The sequence below is a fragment of the Bacillus sp. RCC_6_1 genome, assembly GCF_041360755.1.
Classification (GTDB): domain Bacteria; phylum Bacillota; class Bacilli; order Bacillales; family Bacillaceae_G; genus Bacillus_A; species Bacillus_A cereus.
This window is the reverse complement of sequence record NZ_JBFUPV010000002.1, coordinates 905,644-922,558: the sequence shown is the minus strand read 5'-3', so window position 1 is coordinate 922,558 and position 16,915 is coordinate 905,644. Positions and strand designations below refer to the sequence as shown.

The window sequence follows — 16,915 nt, the reverse complement described above, 5'->3', positions numbered from 1 at the left end:
CGTTCCCCCGCGGTCGTCTTTTTTCGTGTTACGCTGTGATCCAAGCTTCGTTAGCTGGATTTTTACGCCACTCTTGTAATTTCTTCGTTTCAGCTTGTCCAATCATACCTTTTTCTGCTGCAACTTCAGTTAATGCACTGTAATCACTTAAAGAATATGATGCTACGTTCGCTGCTTCTAACTTTTCTTTTCCTGCTTCTAGCTCGTATGTGAAGATTGATACGATCCCTAATACTTCACAGCCAGCTTCGCGAAGTGCTTCTACACATGTAATTGCACTACCGCCAGTTGAAATTAGGTCCTCTACTACTACTACTTTTTGACCTTTTTCAGCTTTTCCTTCGATTTGGTTCCCTTTACCGTGACCTTTTGCTTTACTACGTACGTAGCACATTGGTAAATCCATACGATCGCTTACCCATGCAGCGTGCGCAATACCAGCAGTTGCTGTTCCTGCAATAACTTCTACAGTTGGGAAGTGCTCTTTAATCAACTCTTCTAATCCAGCTGCAATCGCTTGACGTACTTTTGGATAAGATAAAGTTAAACGGTTATCACAATAAATTGGTGATTTCATACCTGAAGACCATGTGAATGGATCGTTCGGTTGTAAAAATACTGCTCCAATTTCTAATAAATGCGATGCGATTTCTTTTTTCATACTGTTACACCTTCCCACTGTTGTTTTACTGTTTTATACGCTTCAAGCGGATTTTCTGCTTTTGTAATACTACGTCCAACTACGATGTAGCTTGAGCCAAGTTCCCTCGCACGTTTCGGTGTTGCTACGCGCACCTGGTCATTTACATCATCGCTTGCAAGACGAATCCCCGGTGTTACTGTTACAAATTCATTTCCGCATACTTCACGTAATTTTGGAACTTCAAGTGTTGAACAAACAACGCCATCAAGTCCACTTTCTTTCGTTAGTTTTGCATAATGAGCAACCGCTTCTTCTAACGTTTTCTCAATGCCGATCTCTTTTTTCATCATAGCTTCCGAAGTGCTTGTTAGTTGTGTAACTGCAATACAAATCGGTCTCTCTTTTCCTTCTTGCTTACCTTCCTCTAATCCCTCAATCGCAGCTTTCATCATACTGCTTCCCCCTGCAGCATGAACATTTACCATATCAACATCTAGACTAGCTAGGCTACGCATAGCGCTTTTTACTGTATTCGGAATATCATGAAGTTTTAAATCTAGAAAAATCTTATGTCCTTTTTCTTTTAAGTACGTAATAATCGCAGGGCCTTCTTTGTAAAATAACTCCATACCAACTTTGACAAATAACTCTTCCCCTTCAAAGTGGCGCAAGAATTGTTCTACATCTTGTTTCCCTGGAAAATCTAATGCAACGATTAACGACTGTGACATGTTTGCTTCCAGCTCCTTCCTTGACATTCCGAAATGTGATCAAATCCTAATTCATCTAGTAATGCTGGTAACTCTTCAATAATTGTCGGACATACGAACGGATCAATAAAGTTCGCTGTACCTACTGCAACTGCGCTTGCGCCAGCATAGAAGAATTCAATTACATCTTCCGCTGTCTCAATACCACCCATTCCGATAATCGGAATGTTTACCGCTTGGCTTACTTCATGTACCATACGAATTGCTACTGGCTTAATCGCAGGACCTGATAATCCACCTGTACGGTTTGCTAAAATTGGTTTAGCTGTTTTTAAATCTAGACGCATACCAAGCAATGTATTAATCATCGTTAAACCATCTGCACCTGCATTTTCAATCGCTTTTGCAATTTCCACAATGTTTGCCACGTTCGGTGACAACTTCACGTATACAGGTACTTCAGAAACCTCTTTTACTCGCTTCGTTAAATCAGCAGCAATTTCAGGATTTGTACCAAAGGCGATACCACCTGTTTTTACGTTCGGACAAGAAATATTTAATTCTAGTGCATGGACATTAGGCGCTTTAGAAATTTCCTTCGCAACCGCTACGTAATCCTCAGCTTGTGAGCCTGCAACGTTTGCAATAATTGGAAGGTCAAATTGTTCTAACCATGGTAATTCCGAATTCATTACTTTGTCTAATCCCGGGTTTTGAAGTCCGATTGCATTTAGCATGCCGCCTGGTGTTTCAGCAACACGAGGCGTCGGATTTCCATAACGTGGTTGTTCTGTCGTCGCTTTAATCATGATTGATCCTAATACACTTAAATCGTAAAACTGTGCATATTCACGACCAAACCCAAAGCATCCAGATGCCGGTATAATTGGATTTTTTAATGATAATCCTGGTAATTCAACTTGCAATCTGTTCATAGTACAACCTCCCCGATTGGAAATACTGGTCCGTCGCTACACACCTTCTTGTAAGAATGTCCACTTGGATCTTCTTGTAAGTGGCATACACATGCGAAACAAGCTCCAATACCACAGCCCATACGTTCTTCTAATGAAATATAGGCTTTTTTCTCTTTGTAACGTCCTTCTAATGCACGAAGCATCGCTAACGGACCACATGAATAAAGAATATCAAAGTCAATTCCGTAATTATCAATTACATCTGTGACAAATCCTTTTGTACCGTGTGTACCGTCTACTGTTGCAACGTACGTATCACCAAGTTCTGCAAATTTTTCTTCATAGAAAACTACATCTTTCGTTTGAAAGCCTAAGATGTGAATAACACGTACACCTTTTGCAACGAGGCGCTGTGATAATTCATAAAGTGGTGGTACACCAATTCCCCCGCCTACTAGTAAAGCTGTTTGACCAGCTTCTGCTTCTTCTACAGGAAAACCGTGTCCTAATGGTCCTAGTACATCTACCATTTCACCTTGTTTTCTAGTTGCTAATGTTTTTGTCCCTTGTCCTTCGGCACGATATAGCATTGTAAATTCGTTCTTCTCTTGATCTACATTACAAATACTAATTGGGCGGCGCAGAAGGGGCGCAATGCCCTCTGCTACCTTAATGTGTACAAACTGCCCTGGTTCGTTCATTTGCTGTACTAACGTTCCTTGAAGCACTAATTCGTAAATATTTTTTGCGATTTCTTTTTGATTAACGACGATCATATTTTGCTTTTGCATCATGCATGTACCACCTCGTGACGCTTTGTTTGCGTAATTTCTTTCATTGAATGAGCTGAGAATGTCATAGATTCTAATACTCGTAAGATTGCTCTCGTTGTATCAAGTGATGTTAAGCAAGCCACACCATTTTCTACTGATTCACGGCGAATGCGGAAACCATCACGCGCTGGTTGTTTACCTTTTGTTAATGTGTTAATTACAAACTGTGCTTTTCCTTGACGGATAATATCTAGTAAGTTGTAGTCTTCAGAATCAATTTTGTTTACAACTTGTACTGGGATATTTTGCTCTTCTAATGATTGTGCTGTTCCAGCTGTTGCTAATAAGTTATAGCCGATTTCGTGGAAACGTTTTGCAATTTCCATCGCTTCTTCTTTATCTTTATCAGCTACAGTAATGATTACTGAGCCGTGCGTTGGGATGTTAATTCCAGAAGCAACTAATCCTTTATATAATGCTTTTTCAAGCGTTAAGTCTTTACCCATTACTTCCCCTGTTGATTTCATTTCAGGTCCTAATGTTGTATCAACTGAGCGTAGTTTCGCGAATGAGAATACCGGAGCTTTTACATATACTTCTTTCTCTTCTGGGTGATAGCCAGTTCCGTATCCTTGCTCTACTAGGTCTTGCCCTAAAATAACTTTCGTTGCAACATTCGCCATCGGTACGCCTGTAATTTTACTTAAGAACGGTACTGTACGGCTTGCACGTGGATTTACTTCAATTACGTACACTTGATCTTTGAATACTACAAACTGGATATTTAGTAATCCAACAATGTTTAATCCTTTTCCAAGTGCAATTGTATGTTCAATGATTTGTTCTTTTAGTTTTTCAGATAAACTTTGTGGTGGATATACTCCAATTGAGTCACCAGAGTGAACTCCAGCGCGTTCAATATGTTCCATAATACCTGGAATGAATACATTCTCACCATCCGAAATTGCATCTACTTCAATTTCTTTACCAACCATGTAACGGTCGATTAATACTGGGTGATCTGCATGAACTTTAACTGCATTTTTCATGTAGTGCAGCAGTTCTTCTTGACGATATACGATTTCCATTGCACGTCCACCTAGTACGTAAGATGGTCTTACTAATACTGGGTAACCAATTTCTTCTGCGATTGCTACCGCTTGTTCTACAGTCGTTGCTGTTTTACCAACTGGTTGCGGGATGCCAAGTTTTGTTAAAGCAGCTTCGAATTTATCACGATCTTCTGCACGGTCTAAGTCTTCAAGTGATGTTCCTAAAATTTTCACACCGTGTTCTTCTAGTTTCGCTGCTAAGTTAATTGCCGTTTGTCCACCGAACTGAACGATAACACCTTCTGGTTTTTCTAAATCGATAATGTGCATTACATCTTCAATCGTTAATGGTTCAAAGTATAATTTGTCAGAAATACTGAAGTCTGTTGAAACTGTTTCTGGGTTGTTGTTAATGATAATTGCTTCATATCCAGCTTCTTTAATTGCCCATACTGAGTGAACTGTTGCGTAATCAAACTCAACACCTTGACCAATTCGGATCGGACCAGATCCTAGAACTACTACACTCTTACGATCTGTTACAATCGATTCATTTTCGTCCGCATATGTGCTGTAGTAATATGGCGTTGCAGATTCAAACTCTGCCGCACAAGTATCTACCATTTTGAATACTGGCATCATATTATTTTCTTTACGCATATCGTAAATTTCGCGCTCCGTTTTGTTCCAAGCTGCTGCAATGTAGTGATCGCTGAAGCCCATTTCTTTTGCAGTTTGTAGTACTTCTATATTTCCTACATTCGCTTTTACTTCACGTTCCATATTTACGATGTTTTCAACTTTTTGTAAGAAGAAGAAGTCCATTTCACACCATTCATTGATTTCTTCTTTCGTTACACCTTGGCGAATTGCTTCTGCTACAATAAACAGTCGTTCATCATCCGCTTTAATGATACGTTTTTTCATCGTTTCTTTATCAAGTTCTTTTAAGTGGTCTAATTCTAAGTGATAAATGCCAAGCTCTAAAGAACGAACTGCTTTTAGTAATGATTCTTCTAAGTTACGTCCGATTGACATAACTTCACCAGTTGCTTTCATTTGTGTTCCAAGCGTTCTGTTCGCTGATTCAAACTTATCAAACGGCCAACGTGGAATTTTTGAAACAACATAGTCTAACGCTGGCTCGAAGCAAGCGTAAGTTTTTTGTGTTACTGGGTTTACAATTTCATCTAACGTTAAGCCGACTGCAATTTTTGCTGCTAATTTCGCAATTGGATATCCAGTTGCTTTAGATGCTAGTGCAGATGAACGACTTACACGTGGATTTACTTCGATTACATAGTATTGGAAGCTATATGGATCAAGCGCAAGCTGAACGTTACATCCACCTTCAATTCCTAGTGCACGAATAATTCGTAATGAAGTGTTACGTAACATTTGATATTCACGGTCGCTTAGCGTTTGGCTCGGTGCTACTACAATCGAATCACCTGTGTGAACACCAACTGGATCGATGTTTTCCATGTTACATACTACAATCGCGTTATCATTTGAATCACGCATTACTTCATATTCAATTTCCTTACAGCCAGCAATACTTTTCTCTAATAAACATTGTGTTACTGGACTATGTTTTAAACCACTTGTTACGATTTCAATTAGCTCTTCTTCGTTATGGCAAATTCCGCCGCCCGTTCCTCCTAATGTGAACGCTGGTCGAACGATTACTGGATAACCAATTTCATTTACAAATCCATATGCTTCATCAAGGTTATGAATAATTTCACTTGGTGGTGTTGGTTCATTTAAATCTTGCATTAATGTACGGAATAAATCACGATCTTCCGCTTGCTCGATTGCTGATAATTTTGTTCCTAAAATTTCAACTCCGCACTCGTCAAGTACGCCTGATTTTGCAAGTTCAACAGCCATGTTTAAACCTGTTTGACCACCTAATGTTGGTAGGATTGCATCAGGACGTTCTTTACGAATAATACGGCTTACGAATTCTAATGTTAATGGCTCGATGTATACTTTATCTGCTGTTGCAGTATCCGTCATAATTGTTGCTGGGTTAGAGTTAACAAGGATTACTTTGTAACCTTCCTCTTTAAGAGATTGACAAGCTTGTGTACCAGAGTAGTCAAACTCCGCTGCTTGCCCAATTACAATTGGTCCTGATCCGATTACTAAAATTGTGTTAATGTCTAGGCGTTTTGGCATAACTCTTCCCCTTCTTTCTTGAAGTTTTCAATCATTGTTAAGAAATCTTCGAATAAATCATTTGCATCTTCTGGTCCCGCTGAAGCTTCTGGATGGTATTGTACTGTAAATGCTGGGAACTTCTTATGACGAAGACCTTCTACCGTTCCATCGTTTAAAGCAACATGTGTAATTTCAAGATCTGTATTTTCAACTGATTCTTCTTCTACTGCGTATCCGTGGTTTTGAGATGTAATTGCTACTTTTCCAGTTGCAAGATTTTTTACTGGATGGTTTAAACCACGGTGACCAAATTTCAACTTACTTGTATTTGCACCTGATGCTAGAGCGAACAATTGATGTCCTAGGCAAATTCCGAATAAAGGAACTTTACCGATAATGTCTTTTAACATTTCAATTGCTTCTGATACATCTTTCGGATCTCCAGGTCCATTACTTAACATAATTCCATCTGGGCTAAGGCGTAAAATTTCTTCTGCTGTTGTGTTGTAAGGAACTACAATTACATCACAGTCACGCTTATTTAATTCTCGTAAAATACCATGTTTCATACCGAAGTCTACTAGTACAACTCGGTGACCACGACCTGGGCTTGGGTATGGATCTTTCGTTGATACGCGTTTTACATGATCTGTAAATACTGTCGCTTTTAATTGACTTACAATGTACTCTACATCTGCATCCATATTACAAAGGCGTCCACGTAATGTACCGTATTGACGAATTTTTCTCGTTAATTTTCTCGTATCAATCCCTGCTAATCCTGGGATATTTCTTTCTTTCAAGTAATCATTTAACGAAATTTCATTACGGAAGTTTGATGGATGATCACAAATTTCGTTTACGATTAAACCATTTACAGATGGGTGAATGGATTCAAAATCGTCACGGTTAATGCCGTAGTTTCCGATTAATGGGTACGTGAATGTTACGATTTGACCGCAATATGATGGATCAGATAATGTTTCTTGATATCCAGTCATTCCTGTTGTAAATACAACCTCACCTGACTTTTCGATTTCGCCTCCGAAACCTGTTCCAATTAATACTGTTCCATCTTCTAAGATAAGTTGTCTTTTCATACTAATGCACTCTCCTTTTGCCATGCGATCTTACCACCAACGATTGTCATTACCGGCCATCCTTGGCATTTCCAACCTGCGAATGGTGTATTTTTTCCTTTTGATAAGAATGTTGTTGGGTCAATCTCTTCTTCTTGTTCTAAATCAATGATTGTAATATCAGCTGCTCTACCTTCTTTTAGGCGACCTGCTTCTAAGCCGAATGTATCAGCTGGCTTTTCTGTTAAGAATTGAATTAACTGTTCTAGCGTAATAACTCCCTTTTTCACAAGGTTTGTGTATAGAAGCGGGAATGCTGTTTCAAAACCAGTAATTCCAAACGGTGCTCTTTCAATTCCTTGTGCTTTCTCTTCCGCTGTATGCGGTGCATGGTCAGTTGCAATCATATCGATCGTTCCATCTAATAAACCTTCAATTAATGCTGCATGGTCTTCTTTTCCACGAAGCGGTGGGTTCATTTTAAAGTTAGGATCAGCTGATGGGATATCATCTTCACATAACACTAGGTGATGCGGTGTTACTTCTGCTGTTACTTTAATTCCAGCGCGTTTCGCATCACGGATTACACGTACCGAACCTTTCGTACTTACATGACATACGTGATAGTGGCAATCTGCTGCTTCAGCAAGCAGTATATCCCTTGCAATATGTACAGATTCACATACTGATGGGATACCGTTTAATCCGTGTTTCTCAGAAAACTTCCCTTCATGTACACAACCTTTATTAATAAGCGTATTCTCTTCACAGTGCGCAACTACTGCCATATCTAATTTTGCTGCACGTTTCATAGCCGCTAACATCATGCTCGCATCTTGTACGCCTACGCCGTCATCTGTGAAAGCAAATGCTCCAAGTTCTTTTAATGTTTCGAAATCTGTCATTTCAGAACCAGCTTGACGTACTGTAATTGCTCCGTATGGTAGTACGTTAACATGAGCTTTTTCTTCAATACGTTTTTGCAAGTCTTCCATATGTTCTCTGCAATCTGGTACCGGGCGTGTATTTGGCATTGCGCAAATTGTAGTGAATCCACCTTTTGCCGCTGCTAGTGTACCTGTTTCAATTGTTTCTTTATGTTCACCACCTGGTTCACGAAGATGTACGTGTACATCTACTAATCCAGGTGCGATTAACTTTCCGTTCACATCGATTACTTCAGCATTATCTGCCGTAATATTTTCTGCTACCTTAGCGATTTTACCGTCTTGTACGAGAAGATCCGTTGCTACGATTTTTCCTTCTTCATTCATATAACGACCATTTTTAAACAAATAATTCATGTTTCATTCCTCCTAATACATTTGGTAAGGCGCGTTTTAGTACAGCCATTCTTACGTAAACTCCATTTTCCATTTGTTTAAATATGCGTGAACGCTCACACTCAACAAGTTCACTTGCAATTTCAACATCACGGTTTACAGGAGCTGGATGCATAATAATGCTTCCTTCTTTCATACGCTTTTCTCTTTCTACTGTTAATCCGTGTTTCTCATGATATTCTTTCATAATGTCTGTTTCATAATGATCATGACGCTCATGTTGTACACGGAGTAACATCATTACATCAACTTCTGGAACAAGTTCATCTAATGGTTTGTATGTTCCAAATGTGTTGTCTTCATCTTTCCACTCTTCTGGACTTGCAAAGTAAATTGTTGCACCAAGCTTCGTTAATGCTTCTGCATTAGAACGTGCTACTCGGCTATGACGAACATCTCCTACTATTGCAATCTTCAAACCTTCAAATCTTCCAAACTCTTGTTTAATTGTAAGAAGATCGAGTAGGCACTGCGTTGGGTGGTTTCCGCATCCATCTCCAGCGTTTAAGATTGGAATATTCACCTGATCTTTTAGTTCATCGAAGTAGCGATCTTGCTCGTGGCGGATGACCACTGCTTTTGTTCCGATTGATTCTAGTGTTCTTATCGTATCGTATAAAGTTTCTCCTTTTTGTACGCTAGATGCATCAGCTGAAAAGTTTAAAACATCAAGTCCTAATCTCTTCTCAGCAACTTCAAAGCTAAATCTCGTTCTCGTACTATTCTCAAAGAACAAGTTCGCAACAAAAGTTTGCTCTGTCGTTTTGCTCTCTTTTCCATTCACAAAATCTTCTGCATCTTTTAGGATTTCTGAAATTTCTACTTCCGATAATTCACTCATCGTTAACAAATGGCTCATCGTCATCCCTCATCTTTCTGATTTTTATGTTACCACTTTTGAATTTTTATAACAACCTTTGCATAAAAATACCCTAGTCATGTGAGACTAGGGTGCAAGAAAGAAGCCACCCTTTCCGGTCTCACAGGACTGAATTAAAAGGTTATTATTATGAAGCAATCTGCTTAGATTGTTTTATTTGTTTCGTTTCCGGTAGTAGTAGATTTAACAGTACACCTACAATTGCTGCTAGTGCCATTCCTTCTACTTGGAATGATTCTCCTACGTGAAGTACCGCTCCACCAATACCGATTACTAATATTACTGATGCAATCATTAAGTTTCGTTTGTCACTTAAATCTGTTTTATCATCTACCATCATGCGTAATCCGCTTGATGCGATTACACCGAATAGTAAGATTGATACACCACCCATAACTGGTGTTGGGATCGAATGAATCAGTGCAGAAATCTTACCGATAAACCCGAACATGATTGCGAATACTGCTGAACCGATGAATAAGTATACACTGTATGCTCTCGTAATTGCTAGCACACCGATGTTTTCACCATACGTTGTATTCGGTGGCCCACCGATTAGTGACGCAATTAATGTTGCTACTCCGTCACCGAAGATTGAACGGTGTAAACCTGGTTTTTCAATTAAATCTCTTTTAATAACATTTCCAAGAACAATTTGATGTCCGATATGTTCTGATATTGTTACTAGTGCAACTGGTACCATCAAGAGTACAATCTTCCATGAAAACTCTGGTGTATATGTTACAAATGGTACTGTGAAATCTGGTACAACAAACCATTTTGCCTCAGCTACCGGCTTTAAGTCTACTAGCCCTTGGAAGTAAGCGAAGATATATCCGCCGATAATGCCAAGTAACACTGGTATTATACTGAAAAATCCTCTTCCAAATATCGAGCATATAATGGTAATTGCTAATGTTACTAATGCTACTGAAAAGTGTGTAAAGCTATATTTGCCATCCGCACCGTTCATCGCCATGTTAACTGCTGTATGTGCTAAAGCTAGACCGATTACCATTACTACTGGACCAACTACGATTGGTGGTAGTAATTTCATAATCCACTCTGATCCTGATTTCTTAATTCCGAGTGAGATTAAGATGTACACAAGTCCTGCTAGCAAACCACCAAGCATTGCTGCTCCCGGTCCACCTGCCGTTTTCGCTGTTATAATCGGTGCGATAAAGGCGAATGATGATCCTAGATAGGCAGGTACTTGACCTTTCGTTATAAGAAGGAACGCTAACGTTCCTAATCCACTTGATATTAATGCTACTGATGGATTCAATCCTGTTAAAAACGGAACAAGCACTGTTGATCCAAACATCGCGAACAAATGTTGTATACTTAAAAATAACCATTTTCCCGGTTTCGGTACTTCATTAACGTCTAACACTGGCTTTTGTTCCATTGTTACATCCTCCTTCAGTTTAAATCTTTGCAATAAAAAAACTCTTTGTGCCTGTGCACAAAGAGTCCTACACTTTCGTATGCCAAATTTGACATATGAAAGCCAAGACCCTTTGGCAGCCTCACAGGACTACATTTAAAAGGGCTTTACTTATCGTATATGCTTACTCGATCTTGTTGATCTGTCTCTTGCAAATCAACTTCGATACGCTCTTCACTTGATGTTGGAATGTTCTTCCCTACATAATCAGCGCGAATTGGTAATTCGCGATGACCTCTATCAACAAGAACCGCCAATTGGATTTGAGATGGTCTACCTAAATCCATAAGAGCATCCATTGCTGCTCGAACTGTTCTTCCTGTATATAATACGTCATCCACAAGGATAACTTTCTTCTTCGTAATATCTACAGGGATATCAGAACCTTTTACAAGTGGTTCTTTATTTTTCGATTGTAGTGTTAAATCATCACGATATAACGTAATGTCTAACTCTCCAACTTCCATTTCTTTTCCTTCAATTTGACCAATTCGTTCTGCCAAACGTTGTGCAATAAAAATTCCACGAGTTTTAATTCCGACAAGAACACAATTATCGACACCTTTATTTCGTTCCACGATTTCATGACTAATTCGTGTTAAAGCGCGGCGAATCATTTGGTCATCTAAAACGACAGCTTTCTCTTGCATGCTCTACACCTCCAAGCTTTTTTCTTGCGTGAGAGTAATGGTATAAAAAAAGTCCTCTCAGCGTGTGCGAGAGGACTTTTGAAAAAAGGGTACAACATACCCTAAGTATTTCAAACCGTTACCTTCTCAACCTCACGGGGCTGTGTTAAAGGATCATTATTTAACTGTTGTCAGTATCTCAGTTTTCTTATGATTTGTCAATACTATTTTCGTAAAATATTTAATACGTCTTCAAACACTTCTGGAATCGGTGCCTCAAACTGAATATATTCACCAGTACGAGGATGATCAAAGCCTAAAATACCCGCATGAAGTGCTTGTCCATTCATATCTAACGTTTTCTTCGGACCATACTTCGGATCTCCTGCAAGTGGATAGCCAATATATTTCATATGAACACGAATTTGGTGCGTACGTCCCGTTTCTAAGCGACATTCTACAAGCGTAAAGTCTTTAAAGCGTTCTAACACTTGGAAGTGCGTAACAGCGTTCTTACCATTTTCATCAACTGTCATACTTTGACGCTCTTTCTTATCACGAGCAATCGGAGCATCAATCGTTCCCTTATCATGCGGAATCACACCGTGTACAATCGCTTTGTAACGTCTCGTTACTGTTTTTGCTACAAGCTGATTTACAAGTGATTCATGTGCCATATCATTTTTAGCAACCATTAATAGTCCAGATGTATCTTTATCAATACGATGCACGATACCTGGACGCATTACACCGTTAATGCCTGATAAGTCTGTACAATGGTGCATAAGGCCGTTTACAAGTGTACCACTTGTATGCCCTGGTGCTGGATGTACAACCATACCACGTGGCTTATTTACAACAAGCACATCTGCATCTTCATAATAAATTTCTAAATTTAAATCCTCTGGTTGAATATCTAACTCTTCTGGTTCAGGAATTGTTACTGTAATTTCATCTTCTTCTTTTACTTTATAATTCCCTTTTACCGCTTTTCCGTTTACTGTCACAACGTCATCTTTAATCCATTGCTGCACTTGCGTACGTGACCATTCGTTATTTATCCCTGCAACGAATTTATCAATTCGCTCGTTTTTTTGCTCTGCTGCAACTGTTACTTGTACTACTTCACTCATTCAATTACTCCTTCGCTTTCTTGCCTTCTAATAATGTTTGAATAATAATTAATACAACACCAATACATAATGCTGAATCAGCTATATTGAATACTGGATAGTTGTACGAGAAAATATACACGTGAATGAAATCCACTACTTCTTGTCTAAATACACGATCAATAAAGTTACCAATTGCCCCGCCCAAAATTAGGCTTAACGAAATACCTAGAAGCTTGTCTGTTTTCGCATACTTTTTCATATAAAATACAATAAACACTACAAAAACAACTGTAATAATGTAGAAGAACCACATTTTATTTTCTAAAATACCCCAAGCAGCGCCTCTATTTCGATGTGATGTTATGTATAATACATTGTCGATAATCGGAATACTCGTACCCAATTCCATGTTCTTTACAATTAACCACTTCGATATTTGATCGATAGCAATGACGAATAACGCTATTACATAATATATCATTTTCATTTCCCCCACAAAGACAGTGTACCTCAAAATTTTAGCATAGCTGCTACCTTTTCACAATGAACCTTTATAGAAGAATAAAATAAATTAAAAAAAGGTAATATAATATCGTTGTGCGTATTCATACATTTACCTTTTCGTAGAAGAATTCATGAATCGTACGGGCAGTCGGCATTGTCTTCATTTGCTTTGTCGAAATTAATCTCCCCGTCTCTTCACAAATACCATACATGTCTATTTCCATTTTAAATAATGCGCGTTCTACATCCTTTAAATCCTCTTTTATATCATGTAATAGCAATTTTTTCTTTATCTCTTCCTTAATTTCATATCCAAGCTCTTGGCTGAACTCGACATCATATTTGTGCATTACTTCTTTAGCTAGTCTCTCTTGCAACTCTTTTCTCATCAATTGCAATTCTTCTTTTATTTCCATGTAAATTTCATTCACGTGTACATTCCTCCTAGCTGTAATGTACAGTTAGTGTGTCCGAAATTTATTTGCTTACCTCACACACATTTTTCCTTCACAGGAAAGAGTCTGAAAGTGATCTTGATATACCATCAACAAAAAAACTGACCGCATCAATAGCAGTCAGTTTTTTATTATTTTACATAGTTTTCTTTAACAACTGTTGCACAACGCTCACATAATGTTTCATGTTCAGCATCTTTACCAATTGTTTCTGAAACTACCCAACAACGTTCACATGTTTCACCAGTTGCTTGAACAACAACAACCGCTGTATGTTCATACTTCGGTGCATCTGCTGGCGCTTCATCCATCATACCACCAAGTTTATACTCAGAAACGATGAATAATTGCTTTAAGTCTTCGCTAATAGACTCTAACATAGCTTTCATTTCTGCAGTTGGATATAGCGTAATGCTTGCATTTAATGACTTACCGATTACTTTTTCATTACGAGCTACTTCTAGTGCTTTTAACACGTCATCACGTAATGTCATAAATGCATCCCATTTTGTTTTTAACGCTTCCGCGTCATCTAATTGTACAGCTTCTGGCATATCAGTTAATTGTACACTTTCTTCTGTTACGCCTGGAATATATGGCCATACTTCATCAGCTGTGTGCGGTAAGATTGGTGTTACAAGTTTCGTTAACGCAACAAGAACATCATATAATACAGTTTGAATTGCACGACGATCTTCGTGGTTTGCACCTTCAATGTATAAGATGTCTTTTGCAAAGTCTAAGTAGAATGAACTTAAATCAATTGTACAGAAGTTATGAATTGCATGATACACAGCAGCGAAATCGTATGTCTCATATGCTTCTTTAACTTTTGTAATTAAGTCATTTAATTTTACTAACATGTAACGATCTACTTCACGAAGTTCAGCTACAGCTACTGCATTTTCACTTGGCTTAAAGTCGTCTAAGTTTCCTAATAAGAAACGGAATGTGTTACGGATTTTACGATACACTTCTGCTACTTGTTTTAAAATATCATCTGAAATACGTACGTCAGATTGATAGTCAACAGAAGATACCCATAAGCGTAAAATGTCTCCGCCTAATTGATCCATGATTTTCTTCGGTACGACGATGTTTCCAATCGACTTACTCATTTTACGTCCTTCACCATCTAGTACGAAACCGTGGCTTAGTACGCCTTTATATGGAGCTTTACCTGTTACAGCAACTGCTGTTGATAATGAAGAGTTAAACCAACCACGATACTGGTCAGATCCTTCTAAATATAAATCAGCTGGACGCTGTAAATCTTCGCGCTCTTCTAATACCGCTTGGTGAGAAGAACCTGAATCGAACCATACATCCATGATGTCTGTTTCTTTACGGAATTCACCATTTGGGCTACCTGGATGTGTAAATCCTTCTGGTAATAGATCTTTCGCTTCACGCTCGAACCATACGTTAGAACCGTGTTCACGGAATAAATCTGCTACATGGTTAATTGTTTCATCCGTAATAATTGGATCACCATTCTCAGCATAGAATACCGGAATTGGCACACCCCATGCACGCTGACGAGAAATACACCAGTCACCACGGTCACGAACCATATTATGAAGACGAGTTTCTCCCCATGCTGGTACCCATTTTGTTTCTGCTACAGCTTCTATTAATTCTTTACGGAATGCTTCAATAGATGCAAACCACTGTGCTGTCGCACGGAAAATAATTGGTTTTTTCGTTCTCCAATCATGTGGGTATGAATGTGTAATGAATGTTAGTTTCAGTAACGCGCCTACTTCTTCTAATTTTTCTGTAATTGGTTTGTTAGCTTTATCATAGAATAAGCCTTCAAATCCAGGTGCCTCATTTGTTAATACACCTTTATCATCGACTGGGCAAAGTACTTCTAATCCATACTTTTTACCAACAACGAAGTCATCTTCCCCGTGTCCTGGTGCTGTATGAACACAACCTGTACCTGCATCTGTTGTTACGTGATCTCCTAGCATAACTAATGAATCACGATCGTAGAATGGATGTTTTGCAACTGTATACTCAAGTTCGCTACCTTTTACTGTTTTCACAACTTCAGCATTTTCCCACTCTAACGTTTTTGCAACTGTCTCAAACAGCTCAGAAGCAATGATATATTTCTCATCATTTACTTTTACAATGCTATATTCAAGCTCTGGATGAACAGAAATACCTAAGTTTGCAGGTAATGTCCAAGGTGTTGTTGTCCAAATGATGTACTTTTCATCACCTTCTAATACGTTCTTTCCATCTTTTACAGGGAATGCTACGTAAATAGATGCTGATTTTTTATCTTGATATTCAATTTCAGCTTCCGCTAAAGCAGATTCACTCGTTGGAGACCAGTAAACTGGTTTTTGACCTTTATAGATATAACCTTTTTTCGCCATGTCACCAAACACTTTAATTTGTTGTGCTTCATAAGCTGGCTCTAAAGTAATATATGGATTATCCCAATCTGCACGTACACCTAGACGCTTAAATTGTTCACGTTGACGTTCTACTTGTTCATATGCATACTCTGCACATAACTTACGGAACTCAGCAACTGTCATTTCTTTACGTTTTACACCTTTATTTGTTAAAGCTTGTTCAATTGGTAAACCGTGCGTATCCCATCCCGGAACATATGGCGCACTAAAACCAGTCATTGATTTATAACGAACAATAAAGTCTTTTAATACTTTATTTAATGCATGTCCCATATGAATGTCACCATTCGCATATGGAGGTCCATCATGCAATACAAATAAAGGACGACCTTTTGTATGTTCTTGTACTTTTTCGTAAATATTCATTTCAGCCCATTTTTCTTGCATTGCAGGCTCACGTTTTGGTAAATTCCCACGCATTGGGAACTCTGTTTTTGGCATCAGTAATGTATTTTTGTACTCCATGCTCAATTCCTCCTTACATGTATAAAAGAAATACTTAAAAAACGGAATAAAAAAGAGACCTTCTCATCCCCAAAAGGGACGAGAAAGTCTCCCGCGGTACCACCCTAGTAGATTATATACATATGTATATAATCCTCTTTATATTCTTAACGCGAATACACGCCTACGCTTACTCTATTTGTTCAGCGCGGAACTCCAGGGTGATATTCCCACTATCTCCTTATCCTGAGCTTACACCATCCTCAGTTCGCTATATAAGGTTTGAAAAGGTACTTATCCCTATCTTCGTTTTTCTTAATAAA

Annotated in this window: 14 protein-coding genes and 1 other annotated feature; all 14 genes read right to left on the bottom strand. The window is 38.6% G+C overall.

The features are described from left to right. Window positions 1–28 precede the first annotated feature (28 nt). The 14 genes from pyrE to ileS2 all read right to left on the bottom strand — a co-directional run bounded on the left by pyrE (window position 29) and on the right by ileS2 (window position 16,613). Complete coding sequence (gene pyrE, locus AB6801_RS11010; RefSeq protein WP_000711449.1) at window positions 29–661, bottom strand: orotate phosphoribosyltransferase; 633 nt, start codon at window positions 659–661, stop codon at window positions 29–31. Continuing rightward, window positions 658–1,374, bottom strand: coding sequence for an orotidine-5'-phosphate decarboxylase (gene pyrF / locus AB6801_RS11005; protein WP_000083496.1), 717 nt, complete (start codon window positions 1,372–1,374; stop codon window positions 658–660). The genes pyrE and pyrF overlap by 4 nt, the downstream gene beginning before the upstream one ends. Beyond that, entirely contained in the window at window positions 1,359–2,288 is a 930-nt protein-coding gene (pyrD, locus tag AB6801_RS11000) for a dihydroorotate oxidase B catalytic subunit (RefSeq protein WP_001081049.1), read from the bottom strand. Before pyrD ends, pyrF begins: the two co-directional genes overlap by 16 nt. Next, entirely contained in the window at window positions 2,285–3,064 is a 780-nt protein-coding gene (gene pyrK, locus AB6801_RS10995; protein ID WP_000983359.1) for a dihydroorotate oxidase B electron transfer subunit, read from the bottom strand. The genes pyrD and pyrK overlap by 4 nt, the downstream gene beginning before the upstream one ends. Continuing rightward, the gene (gene carB, locus AB6801_RS10990) at window positions 3,061–6,279 is read right to left on the bottom strand and encodes a carbamoyl-phosphate synthase large subunit (protein ID WP_001126097.1); all 3,219 of its coding nucleotides are present in this window, start codon (window positions 6,277–6,279) and stop codon (window positions 3,061–3,063) included. Before carB ends, pyrK begins: the two co-directional genes overlap by 4 nt. Next, window positions 6,264–7,361: a carbamoyl phosphate synthase small subunit gene (locus AB6801_RS10985; protein WP_000828684.1), complete on the bottom strand. Its 1,098-nt coding sequence runs from the start codon at window positions 7,359–7,361 to the stop codon at window positions 6,264–6,266. Before AB6801_RS10985 ends, carB begins: the two co-directional genes overlap by 16 nt. After that, a complete protein-coding gene (gene pyrC / locus AB6801_RS10980) occupies window positions 7,358–8,644 on the bottom strand; it encodes a dihydroorotase (RefSeq protein WP_001108367.1) in 1,287 nt (428 codons plus the stop codon). The genes AB6801_RS10985 and pyrC overlap by 4 nt, the downstream gene beginning before the upstream one ends. Beyond that, complete coding sequence (gene pyrB / locus AB6801_RS10975) at window positions 8,628–9,542, bottom strand: aspartate carbamoyltransferase (protein WP_000018867.1); 915 nt, start codon at window positions 9,540–9,542, stop codon at window positions 8,628–8,630. Before pyrB ends, pyrC begins: the two co-directional genes overlap by 17 nt. A 148-nt stretch (window positions 9,543–9,690) precedes the next feature. Continuing rightward, window positions 9,691–10,974 carry a uracil permease gene (uraA, locus tag AB6801_RS10970; RefSeq protein ID WP_000435928.1) on the bottom strand — a complete coding sequence of 428 codons (1,284 nt, stop codon included), beginning with the start codon at window positions 10,972–10,974 and terminating at the stop codon, window positions 9,691–9,693. A gap of 146 nt (window positions 10,975–11,120) precedes the next feature. Continuing rightward, window positions 11,121–11,663, bottom strand: coding sequence for a bifunctional pyrimidine operon transcriptional regulator/uracil phosphoribosyltransferase (gene pyrR, locus AB6801_RS10965; protein ID WP_001156491.1), 543 nt, complete (start codon window positions 11,661–11,663; stop codon window positions 11,121–11,123). A gap of 203 nt (window positions 11,664–11,866) precedes the next feature. Next, window positions 11,867–12,775 (bottom strand): RluA family pseudouridine synthase, encoded by a 909-nt coding sequence (locus AB6801_RS10960; protein ID WP_000005830.1) that lies wholly within the window; start codon window positions 12,773–12,775, stop codon window positions 11,867–11,869. Window positions 12,776–12,779: 4 nt separating this feature from the next. Further along, window positions 12,780–13,238, bottom strand: a complete 459-nt coding sequence (gene lspA, locus AB6801_RS10955; protein WP_000642184.1) for a lipoprotein signal peptidase LspA — start codon at window positions 13,236–13,238, stop codon at window positions 12,780–12,782. 124 nt (window positions 13,239–13,362) lie between these two features. After that, on the bottom strand, window positions 13,363–13,692 hold the full coding sequence (locus AB6801_RS10950) for a TraR/DksA C4-type zinc finger protein (RefSeq protein WP_001002956.1): 330 nt from the start codon (window positions 13,690–13,692) through the stop codon (window positions 13,363–13,365). A gap of 155 nt (window positions 13,693–13,847) precedes the next feature. After that, entirely contained in the window at window positions 13,848–16,613 is a 2,766-nt protein-coding gene (gene ileS2, locus AB6801_RS10945) for an isoleucine--tRNA ligase (protein ID WP_000455952.1), read from the bottom strand. A gap of 71 nt (window positions 16,614–16,684) precedes the next feature. After that, window positions 16,685–16,908, bottom strand: a binding site (T-box leader). Window positions 16,909–16,915 lie beyond the last annotated feature (7 nt).

What these genes read in the sequence shown, in the direction of transcription:
- pyrE (WP_000711449.1), bottom strand. Translation starts at nt 661, where the DNA reads ATGAAAAAAGAAATCGCATCGCATTTATTAGAAATTGGAGCAGTATTT.
- pyrF (WP_000083496.1), bottom strand. Translation starts at nt 1,374, where the DNA reads ATGTCACAGTCGTTAATCGTTGCATTAGATTTTCCAGGGAAACAAGAT.
- pyrD (WP_001081049.1), bottom strand. Translation starts at nt 2,288, where the DNA reads ATGAACAGATTGCAAGTTGAATTACCAGGATTATCATTAAAAAATCCA.
- pyrK (WP_000983359.1), bottom strand. Translation starts at nt 3,064, where the DNA reads ATGATGCAAAAGCAAAATATGATCGTCGTTAATCAAAAAGAAATCGCA.
- carB (WP_001126097.1), bottom strand. Translation starts at nt 6,279, where the DNA reads ATGCCAAAACGCCTAGACATTAACACAATTTTAGTAATCGGATCAGGA.
- AB6801_RS10985 (WP_000828684.1), bottom strand. Translation starts at nt 7,361, where the DNA reads ATGAAAAGACAACTTATCTTAGAAGATGGAACAGTATTAATTGGAACA.
- pyrC (WP_001108367.1), bottom strand. Translation starts at nt 8,644, where the DNA reads ATGAATTATTTGTTTAAAAATGGTCGTTATATGAATGAAGAAGGAAAA.
- pyrB (WP_000018867.1), bottom strand. Translation starts at nt 9,542, where the DNA reads ATGAGCCATTTGTTAACGATGAGTGAATTATCGGAAGTAGAAATTTCA.
- uraA (WP_000435928.1), bottom strand. Translation starts at nt 10,974, where the DNA reads ATGGAACAAAAGCCAGTGTTAGACGTTAATGAAGTACCGAAACCGGGA.
- pyrR (WP_001156491.1), bottom strand. Translation starts at nt 11,663, where the DNA reads ATGCAAGAGAAAGCTGTCGTTTTAGATGACCAAATGATTCGCCGCGCT.
- AB6801_RS10960 (WP_000005830.1), bottom strand. Translation starts at nt 12,775, where the DNA reads ATGAGTGAAGTAGTACAAGTAACAGTTGCAGCAGAGCAAAAAAACGAG.
- lspA (WP_000642184.1), bottom strand. Translation starts at nt 13,238, where the DNA reads ATGATATATTATGTAATAGCGTTATTCGTCATTGCTATCGATCAAATA.
- ileS2 (WP_000455952.1), bottom strand. Translation starts at nt 16,613, where the DNA reads ATGGAGTACAAAAATACATTACTGATGCCAAAAACAGAGTTCCCAATG.